A 7,877-nucleotide genomic window follows, 5' to 3' on the forward strand; every position below is an offset into this window, starting at 1 on the left:
ATGACCGTTCCTTTCGACTGCCCACGCTGTGGCACCGTGCTGACAATGAGCGACCGCGCCGGCATTGAGATCGACTACTGCCCGAGCTGCCGAGGCGTGTGGCTAGACCGCGGCGAGCTGGACAAGATCATCGAGCGTGCGGAGGCCGCGCCTGCCGCGCCAAGTTCAGCCTGGACCAGGCCGAACGCAAGTGGATGGCGGCCGGAAGGCGGCCACCGCGAGGAGCACGGGGGCCATGGAAAGCAAGCCCAACATGGGCGCCGAAAGTCTTGGTTGCAGGAGATGTTCGATTGAAGGCCCTGCATGAACCCCAACGCCGCTGGCTGGTGATGGCGATTGCCTTGGCCTGGCGGGCGATCTCGTCGCGCTCGGCCGAGGCGCAGGATGGACAGGGAGGATCGGTCGTCGTCAGCGGCGCGTGGGCGCGAGCCGTGACCCCTGAAGCTCGCGAAAGTCAGGGCTTTTTCATCGTCCGCAATGCCGGCGCGACAGCGGATCTCTTGGTCTCAGCCTGGTCGCCCGATGTCGAGACAGCACGCGTGCTGGAGCGCGATCCGATCTCTGCCGGCGCATTCCGTCCCCCAGCCGAGGGGCTTCCCATTCTCCCTGGCGGAACTCTCACACTGGAACCCGGCGGGCCATACCTTGCGCTGAATGGACTGCGTCAGCCTCTCGGGTCGGGCAACATGATCCGGGTGTTCCTTCGGTTTGCGCAGGCCGGCGACGTACCTGTTGAACTTCGAGGTCATGACCATTGAACGATGACACGTCGCCCGATGCCCTCCGCATCCGTGCCCAAAAGCGCCGGTCGCGCGCCATCCTTGCCGTGCTCTTCACCCTCGTAGCCGTGTTCTTCGCCATCACCATAGCGCGGATGGACGAACAGGCGGAGGCGCGGAAGGCGCGTGCGACGGAGCAAAGATGAAGGCCGGCCCGCTGGTCGCAGCAGCCGGCACCGCATCGGTGGGCAATTCGACCTTGACGCCGCTCCGGCTTGGGGTGCGGTCGAGTGCGGCCGCACTTGCTCTCGGGGCTATGACGCCGCTCGCTTTCGCGCCGCTGTACCTTCTGCCGGCCTTCCTTCTCGGCTTCGGCGGGTTGTTTCTGCTGCTGGAGCGGACGCGCTCGGTCCAAGGCGCCTTCCTTCTTGGATGGCTGTTCGGCATCGGCAACTTCATAGTCGGGCTTGGCTGGATCACCGAGGCATTCGCCGTGGATGCCGAGACCTTCGGTGCGCTCGCCGTTCCGGCGCTCGTGGCGTTGTCGGCGGGTCTGGCCTTGTTTCCCGCCTTATCGCTCGCGGCTGCGCGATACGTGGCGGGTTCCGGGCGCGGTCCGCGTCTTCTCATCGCATTCACGATCTGCTGGACGGCGGGTGAATGGCTGCGCGGGACGGTCCTGACCGGCTTTCCATGGAATCTCGCGGGGCACGTCTGGGGGTTCGCCGACGCGCCCCTTCAGCTTGCCGCCTTCATTGGAATTCATGGCCTTGGTCTGGCGACCATCCTCCTCGCGGCGCTGCCGGCTTTCGCGCTTTCCGCTCGGCGGGTCTTGCCGTTCGGCCTCGCCGCCTGCTGCGTGGCGCTGCTGTGGGCCGGCGGCGCGGCAAGGCTCGCGGTGCCGCCGCCACCGGAATTGCCGGATGTTCGGCTGCGCCTGGTGCAGCCCGACGTGGCGCAGTCCCTCAAATGGGCGCCCTCGGAAAGGGCTCGCATCCTCGCCGATCTTCTCTCTCTCAGCCGCACACCGGGAGCATTGGGCGCAGAACCGACGCATCTGCTTTGGCCCGAGACGGCAGTTCCCTACCTGATCGCAGAGGAGCCTGCCGTCCGCGCGGCAATCGCCGCTGTGGTGCCGCCGCGGGGCGCCCTCGTGACTGGCGGGGTACGACGCGGGCTGGACGTCGCCGGGCAGCCGTCGATGCGGAACAGCGTGTTGGTCCTCGATGGCACGGCCCGAATCCTGTCGGCCTACGACAAGATGCGGCTGGTCCCCTTCGGCGAATACGTGCCCTTCCGCGCGTGGCTACCGGGGGTGCCGAAGCTGACGGATGGCGCAGTAGATTTCTCGCCGGGCACGGACCCGGCGCCATTGCCGGTTCCCGGCTTGCCTGCCGCCATGACGCTGATCTGCTACGAGGCAATCTTTCCTGGTGGTGGCGGTGGAACAGCACGCGACGCAGGTTGGATTCTGACCCTCACCAACGACGCCTGGTTCGGTCGCTCCTGGGGGCCGCACCAGCATGCGCTTGCGGCCAGGATGCGCGCTGTGGAACTCGGATTACCGATGGTGCGCGTTGCGAATGGCGGGGTTTCCTTCGTCACCGATGCCTACGGGCGGGTGCGGCAGCAGTTGGCACTTGGCACGCGGGGCGTACTGGACGTGGCGCTGCCTGGAGCGTTGCCGAGCCGAACGCCCTACGCAAGCTTCGGAGACTGGCCGCTGCTGGCGGTCCTGTTCACAGGGCTGGCAGGCTTAGCCGCGACCCGCAGGGGAGGCGAGCCGCATGGCGCTTGAATTCTCGGCCCTCGGCCTGCTCCTGGCGTTCGGTGGCGGCCTGGTCTCCTTTCTGTCGCCCTGCGTGCTGCCGCTGGTTCCGGGCTGGGTGGCCTACGCCTGCGGCACCGGCGTGCGGGATGCGCCGCCACGAAGCCGCGCCATGCTGCTGGGTGCCAGCTTCGTCCTAGGCTTTTCGCTGGTCTTCGTGCTGCTCGGGCTCGGTGCCTCGGCGTTGTCGCAATGGCTGCGGCGCTGGAGCCTGGAGTTCCAGGTCGCCGGCGGGGCACTGGTCCTGGCCTTTGGCCTGGTGCAGATCGGTGCGCTGCGCCCCTCCTGGCTGCTACGGGACGTGCGGCTGCCCGCCTTTGCAGCGGGCGGCACGCCCGGCGGCGCGGCGCTGCTCGGCGTCTCCTTCGGTTTTGCCTGGACGCCCTGCATTGGCCCTGTCCTCGGTGCAGTACTGGCGGTCGCGGCTATCCAGGGTGATGGCGCAGGGGCACCGCTGCTGCTGGCCTACTCGTTGGGGCTGGGCGTGCCCTTCCTGCTGGTCGCCTTCTACCTGCCTGCGGCCGCGGCGACGTTGCGGCAATGGCGTGGCTTCGGCCGCGGAGCGCAAGTCGCCTCTGGCTTCGTCATGGCGGCGATGGGCGTGCTGATGATGCTGGGCGAGATGACCAGCATCGCGGGCTGGTTCGTCCAGACCTTTCCCTTCCTGCTGAGGCTTGGCTGATGCGCTTGATCGGGATCATGGCGGCGCTGGCCGCCGGTGCGGTGGACCAGGCCACCAAAGCCTGGGCGCTCGGCGCCCTTTGGCCACCCTATAGTGAGGGCATCACGGTGCTGCCCGTGCTGAACCTGCGGCTCGGCTTCAACACCGGCGTGACCTTCGGCATGTTTGCCGACAGTGCAGCCGGCGCCGCCTGGGTGCTGGTGCTGGTCACCCTCGCCATCACAGGTGTTCTGCTGCGCTGGCTCTGGCGCAGGACATCAAGAGTGGAGGCCCTGGCGCTCGGCCTCATCATCGGCGGCGCCCTTGGCAATGCCGTCGACCGGCTGCGCATCGGGGCCGTCGTTGACTTCCTCGACGCGCATTACGCGGGCTGGCACTGGCCCACCTTCAACATGGCCGATGTTGCAATCGTCTGCGGTGTCGCCCTGCTCATCCTTGCCGGCCTGCGTCCCGCATCGGCCGAGAACACCACCGCCTTTCAAAATACTGGGAGCAAAATCCAATGAGCAAAGATCTTTCGCGCCGCGGCACCCTGACCGGCCTGGGCGTCCTGGTCCTGTCCGCCCCTGCCTTGGGACAGCAAGCGGCAGCCCCACCCTTCGCGGTCACCGAGCCTGGCCCGGAGACCCCGCGCCCACTGCCTAGCGAGCGCGCGATCGGGCGGGAGGACGCTCCTGTGACGGTGATCGAGTTCCACTCGCTGACCTGCGGCAACTGCGCCAATTTTCACACCCAGCATTTTCCCCGCATCAAGGCTGCCTATGTGGATCCTGGGCTGGTGCGCTTCGTGCTGAGGGACTTCCCGCTCGACCGCGTGGCGGTCGATGCCGCCGCGCTTGTCCACTGCGCGGGGCCGGAGCGGTTCGAGGCCCTGCTCTCCGTGCTCTACACCAACAAGGAGGCTTGGGCGCACAGCCCAGATGCTCGCGGCTGGCTGCGCCGTACGGCTGGTTTGGCGGGTCTTTCTCCCGCTCGCCTGGAAGCCTGTTGGACCGACCGCGGCTTCTCCGACCCCATCATCGCATCCCGGCTGCAAGCCGAACGGGAGTTCAGCATCAGCGCAACGCCTTCCTTCGTCATCGGCGGCCAGGTACAGCGCGGTGTGCTGACCTTCGAACGTTTCGCGCAGCTGGTGCAACCGCTTCTGCCGCCAGGGGCGGTCCCTGCTCCGGCTCCCAGAGTGCTTCCGCGCCTATGAGGCGCGCAGGGTTGCGCAGATGGCTACCCTGCGGCACATCCTGTCGCACTATGGGACTGCGTTGCATAATCCTGGGTATAACCCTTGCATTCGTCCCAGCCACTGGCATGGCGGCCCCGTGTCCGGCAGCCATGCCCGTGGCTGGGGAGCTTTCCTCGGGCTTCGGGCCCCGCCATGGCCGGATGCATTCGGGGATCGACTTGCGGGCCCCGGAAGGCACGACGGTGATCGCGGCCGGGCGAGGGGTTGTGCTTTTCGCCGGGCGCTACTTCGACTACGGCCTGATGGTCGAGATTGAACATCCGGACGGCTCACGCGCGCGTTACGCCCATCTTGCCCGCTTCGCGCCAGGCATCCGCGCTGGAACGCTTGTGAACGCGGCAGTGGAGATCGGCGTCGTTGGACGCACCGGACGCACCACCGGGGCCAACCTGCATGTCGAACTCCGCCGCGGGGGCAGGCCCGAGAACCCCTGGCCCTGGCTGACGCGAACCGCATGCGTGCCTTTGACCGAGGTCGCGGAAGCTCCGACAGCGCAATGAAATCTCTCGCGATCTACCTCGCGGCTGCCGCGGCCGAGATCGCCGGCTGTTATGCGATCTGGACCAGGTGGCGGCTCGGCGGGTCTATTGGCTGGGCTGCTGCTGGCGTCGTATCGCTTGCCCTGTTCGGCTGGCTGCTGTCGCTGACGGATGTGGAGAGCGCCGGCCGGGCCTTCGCGGTCTATGGCGGCATCTACATCGCGGCTTCGCTGGTCTGGCTGCGGGCGGTGGAGGGCGTTTCGCCCGATCGCTGGGACCTGATCGGTGGCGCCGTCTCCGTCATTGGCGCGCTGATCATCCTCTACGGACCGCGCCAAGCATGAGGCGCATCTGGGCAGAACTGCGCGCGCCTGTCTCGGCGCTGGTGCTGCTCGGGATCATCGCGCGCCTGTTGCTGCCGCTGCCGGCCTTCGCGACGGTGGAGCGTTCGGCCTTCGACGCGCTGCTGCGTTCATCGCTCTGCCTGCCCTCCGGACAACCCGGACCCGCGGAGGAAGAACAGGCTCCGCATGCGGCGCCGGCCGGGCATTGCCCACTGTGCCGTCTGCCGGATGGTGCCTGGGCGCTGCCGCCGGCCGACGTCGTTCTGCATCAGCCCGCTTGGGTGAACCTCGAACAGGCTCGTCCGCCTGGCCGTCGGCTCGTTTTCTCGCCGCCAGCGCGTGGCCCGCCGCCAGCGCGTGCACCGCCCACACCTCCGAATATCGGCTGATCGTCATCGCCGGCGTCGTGCGCCGGCTGCTTTCCATTCCGATTCGGAGTTCTCCTTCATGCGTCGCACTTTCCTGCGCGCGGCCCTCATGGCCGGCGCGACCCTCACTGCCTCTGCTCTGCCATCCGGGTCTGCCACCGCGCATGATTTCCGCGCCGGCGACCTGCAGATCGGCCATCCCTGGACGCGCGCGGTCACGGCCAGCGCCCCGACCGCGGCGGGTTACATGACCATCCGCAACACCGGCAGCGTCGCCGATCGGCTTGTTGGAGCCGAGATGTCGCGGGTGAACAAGGTCGAGCAGCACGAGATGACCTTGACTGACGGCATCATGCGCATGCGCCCAATCCCTGGCGGGATCGCCATTCCGCCCGGGCAAGAGGTCCGCCTCGCACCTGGCAGCCAGCACCTGATGCTGGTCGGCCCGCAGGGCGGCTTCACCCAGGGTGCGCGCATCCCACTCACGCTGGTGTTCGAGCGGGCCGGGCGCGTCGAAGTCGAACTTGCGGTCGAAGCAGCCGGCGCGCGCGGCTCCGGCCACGACGGGCATTGAGGCCGTGCGATGAAGCTCTTGCGCCTGATGCGTTGGCTCGCCTGGGGTGCCGTCGCTGTCGTGGGTTTCGCTCTCCTGGCGACCACCGGCGGCTGGCTGGTGACCGATGGGCCCTTGGCTCCCGAACGTGTCGCAACCGGCCCGTCGAGCCTTGCGATCGGCGGGCCATTCCGACTGACTGACCACCGCGGCCGGCCCGTGACCGAGCAGGATTTCCGCGGACGGCCTGTGGCGATCTTCTTCGGCTTCACGTCGTGTCCCGATGTCTGCCCGACCACCCTCAATGAGATGACGAGCTTCATCGAGGCCATGGGTGCGGATGCGGATCGGATCCAGTGGCTGTTCGTGAGTGTGGACAGCGAGCGCGACACACCGCAGGCGATGGCCAACTACCTCGAAGCCTTCGATCGGCGGATCACGGGCCTGTCTGGCACCGAGCCGCAGATTGCGGAGGCTGCGCGAAGCTTTCGCGTCTATTACCAGCGCGTTCCGCTGGAGGGCGGTGGCTACACGATGGACCACTCGGCGAGCATCTTCCTGCTGGATGCCGAGGGGCGCTTCGCCGGGACGGTCGACTACAAGGAGAGCGAGCGGGTCGCGTTGGAGAAACTGCGGCTGCTGGTGGGTCAGAATTGACGACGAGGGAGGGCACACTGAGCCTCTCGCTTGACTTGACGACTCCCACCGCCAAGTCGCCTTCAGCAACGGGGTCACGATGAGTGTCTGTCCGCAGACATCTTGATTCCTTTGAGTCACCTGTGATTCGCTCGGCTGGAGCGATTTGCGGAGGCGTTGCGGATGTGGACGACGGAGAACCGGTCCCGGTATGACCGGCGCGGGTTGCGCTACCCGAGTGACATGACCGATGCGGATTGGGCGCTGATCGCTGGGATGATCCCGCCGGCGAAGCGCGGCGGCAACGCGCGGACGGTGAACCTGCGCGAGGTGGTCAACGGTCTGCTCTACGTGCTCGGCACCGGCTGCCGGTCGCGTGCGATCCCGAAGGACCTGCCGCCGCGCAGAATGCTGCATGGGGCAAGAAGCGCCACGTCCTTGTCGACATGCTCGGTCTGATGCTGCACGCGGTGGTGCACAGCGCTGGTCTGCAAGACCGTGACGGCGGCGTGTTGGTGATGGCGACCTTGTTCAGGATGTTCCCTTTCCTGCGCAAGCTCTCCGCCGATGCCGGCTACCAGGGGCCGAAGTTCCAAGCCGCACTGAAGCGCGTGTTGCGCCAGGTGCAGATCCAGATCGTCAGGTGCTCCGACACAGCGCAGGGATTCGAGGTGCTGCCCCGGCGATGGGTCGTCGAACGCACCATCGCATGGCTCAATCGATGGCGCCGCCTCGCCAAGGACTGGGGGAACCTCAGCCGCACCGCGCTCGCATTCCTCCGCCTCGCATCCATTCGCCTCATGATGCAAAGGCTCTGCCAACCTTGAAAATGTTCGCGGACCGACTCTGAGACGTCACCATAGAGATGTCACGCGGATCAGCCGTGCCGCATCGCTAAACCAAGAATGACAGTTGGGCGTCAGAGATACTTGCCCGCATAATTCATGAAGGCTGCTGGATGGCGCGGACGGGGGCGGCCGGCGCTGTAAGGGAGACGCGGTCGCGTTCGATCCCCTCCGGCGCTGGGG

At 67.2% G+C, this 7,877-nt stretch carries 12 protein-coding genes and 1 pseudogene; all 13 read left to right on the plus strand.

Going from position 1 to position 7,877, the window contains the following annotated elements:
* The 13 genes and pseudogenes from JJQ90_RS26130 to JJQ90_RS26190 all read left to right on the plus strand — a co-directional run bounded on the left by JJQ90_RS26130 (position 1) and on the right by JJQ90_RS26190 (position 7,676).
* Positions 1-294: a TFIIB-type zinc ribbon-containing protein gene (locus JJQ90_RS26130; protein WP_216879207.1), complete on the plus strand. Its 294-nt coding sequence runs from the start codon at positions 1-3 to the stop codon at positions 292-294.
* Positions 291-758, plus strand: a complete 468-nt coding sequence (locus JJQ90_RS26135; protein WP_216879208.1) for a copper chaperone PCu(A)C — start codon at positions 291-293, stop codon at positions 756-758. The genes JJQ90_RS26130 and JJQ90_RS26135 overlap by 4 nt, the downstream gene beginning before the upstream one ends.
* A complete protein-coding gene (locus JJQ90_RS26140) occupies positions 755-925 on the plus strand; it encodes a hypothetical protein (protein WP_216879209.1) in 171 nt (56 codons plus the stop codon). The genes JJQ90_RS26135 and JJQ90_RS26140 overlap by 4 nt, the downstream gene beginning before the upstream one ends.
* Positions 922-2,517: an apolipoprotein N-acyltransferase gene (lnt, locus tag JJQ90_RS26145; protein WP_216879210.1), complete on the plus strand. Its 1,596-nt coding sequence runs from the start codon at positions 922-924 to the stop codon at positions 2,515-2,517. The genes JJQ90_RS26140 and lnt overlap by 4 nt, the downstream gene beginning before the upstream one ends.
* Positions 2,507-3,229: a cytochrome c biogenesis CcdA family protein gene (locus tag JJQ90_RS26150; protein WP_168049726.1), complete on the plus strand. Its 723-nt coding sequence runs from the start codon at positions 2,507-2,509 to the stop codon at positions 3,227-3,229. Before lnt ends, JJQ90_RS26150 begins: the two co-directional genes overlap by 11 nt.
* Complete coding sequence (gene lspA, locus JJQ90_RS26155; protein ID WP_230411006.1) at positions 3,229-3,735, plus strand: signal peptidase II; 507 nt, start codon at positions 3,229-3,231, stop codon at positions 3,733-3,735. Before JJQ90_RS26150 ends, lspA begins: the two co-directional genes overlap by 1 nt.
* The gene (locus JJQ90_RS26160) at positions 3,732-4,427 is read left to right on the plus strand and encodes a thioredoxin domain-containing protein (protein WP_168049725.1); all 696 of its coding nucleotides are present in this window, start codon (positions 3,732-3,734) and stop codon (positions 4,425-4,427) included. The genes lspA and JJQ90_RS26160 overlap by 4 nt, the downstream gene beginning before the upstream one ends.
* 131 nt (positions 4,428-4,558) lie before the next feature.
* Positions 4,559-4,969 carry a M23 family metallopeptidase gene (locus tag JJQ90_RS26165; protein WP_230411007.1) on the plus strand — a complete coding sequence of 137 codons (411 nt, stop codon included), beginning with the start codon at positions 4,559-4,561 and terminating at the stop codon, positions 4,967-4,969.
* Positions 4,966-5,292, plus strand: coding sequence for a YnfA family protein (locus tag JJQ90_RS26170; protein ID WP_168049723.1), 327 nt, complete (start codon positions 4,966-4,968; stop codon positions 5,290-5,292). The genes JJQ90_RS26165 and JJQ90_RS26170 overlap by 4 nt, the downstream gene beginning before the upstream one ends.
* Positions 5,289-5,681 (plus strand): hypothetical protein, encoded by a 393-nt coding sequence (locus tag JJQ90_RS26175; RefSeq protein WP_168049722.1) that lies wholly within the window; start codon positions 5,289-5,291, stop codon positions 5,679-5,681. Before JJQ90_RS26170 ends, JJQ90_RS26175 begins: the two co-directional genes overlap by 4 nt.
* Before the next feature lie 58 nt (positions 5,682-5,739).
* Positions 5,740-6,234 carry a copper chaperone PCu(A)C gene (locus JJQ90_RS26180; RefSeq protein WP_168049721.1) on the plus strand — a complete coding sequence of 165 codons (495 nt, stop codon included), beginning with the start codon at positions 5,740-5,742 and terminating at the stop codon, positions 6,232-6,234.
* A gap of 9 nt (positions 6,235-6,243) precedes the next feature.
* Positions 6,244-6,870 (plus strand): SCO family protein, encoded by a 627-nt coding sequence (locus tag JJQ90_RS26185; protein ID WP_216879211.1) that lies wholly within the window; start codon positions 6,244-6,246, stop codon positions 6,868-6,870.
* 162 nt (positions 6,871-7,032) lie between these two features.
* Positions 7,033-7,676, plus strand: a pseudogene (locus JJQ90_RS26190) (transposase).
* Positions 7,677-7,877: the final 201 nt, after the last annotated feature.

The sequence above is a fragment of the Falsiroseomonas oleicola genome, from assembly GCF_019029495.1.
GTDB classification, from domain to species: Bacteria; Pseudomonadota; Alphaproteobacteria; order Acetobacterales; family Acetobacteraceae; genus Falsiroseomonas; species Falsiroseomonas oleicola.